The following is a 660-nucleotide window of genomic DNA, read 5'->3' as shown; positions in this document are numbered from 1 at the left end:
TTCCCACGCTCTGCGTGGGAATGCCTCAAGGGACGCTCCGCGTTCCAGCTCCCGAATGGGACGCGGAGCGTCCCGGGCTGCATTCCCATGCGGAGCGTGGGAACGATCATCAGTCCCAAAAAAGGACCGATCAGTCCCTTTTTGGGAATCTTCAACCTTCGCCAGCCTAGCGGTGGGTTTGTGTTTAAAAGTTTGTCCGAAGGAAGGGTTAGCGGCTACGTGGCCTGGCGTCGCAGCCTACAGCAATGCCGGAAGCCGCTCGCCAATCTGTAATCGGAAACTCATTATGGCCAAGGTAACGACCAACCCAGCAGATAACTCTGACATCGATTCCCAAGCGTCCCTTGAAGCCGAGAAACTTAAAGAAGCTGCCGACCGCGTCTTCTCCTATTACTTTCCCCCTGCTCACGAAAAAACGTCGAGGCGCCGTAATAAGTCCCGGCTCTTCACTGTATGCCCCGACATCGACACCGAAGCCTTGCTGGCCAATGCCTCCGAAGACTTGCTGTCCATCAGCGCCATTGCTGCCGATCTGGCAGACGATGTGGAAGGCTCGGGCCGGGGTTTAGCCGTGAAGTATTCGGTAAGGTGAAGGCCGCCTTCGCGGGCAAGCCTCGCTCCTACAGGTTTGGCGCAGTCCTTGTAGGAGCGAGGCATGCC

1 pseudogene is annotated in these 660 nt (G+C 57.4%); it reads left to right on the top strand.

Annotated elements, in window-relative coordinates:
- Positions 1-286: 286 nt before the first annotated feature.
- Positions 287-574: pseudogene (locus QMX98_RS34795) on the top strand (DUF6124 family protein); the annotation flags it as partial.
- Positions 575-660: the final 86 nt, after the last annotated feature.

Origin of the sequence: Pseudomonas sp. PS02303 (genome assembly GCF_029959925.1) — a bacterium.
Taxonomy (GTDB): Bacteria; Pseudomonadota; Gammaproteobacteria; order Pseudomonadales; family Pseudomonadaceae; genus Aquipseudomonas; species Aquipseudomonas mandelii.
This window is presented reverse-complemented; position numbering and strand designations above follow the sequence as displayed.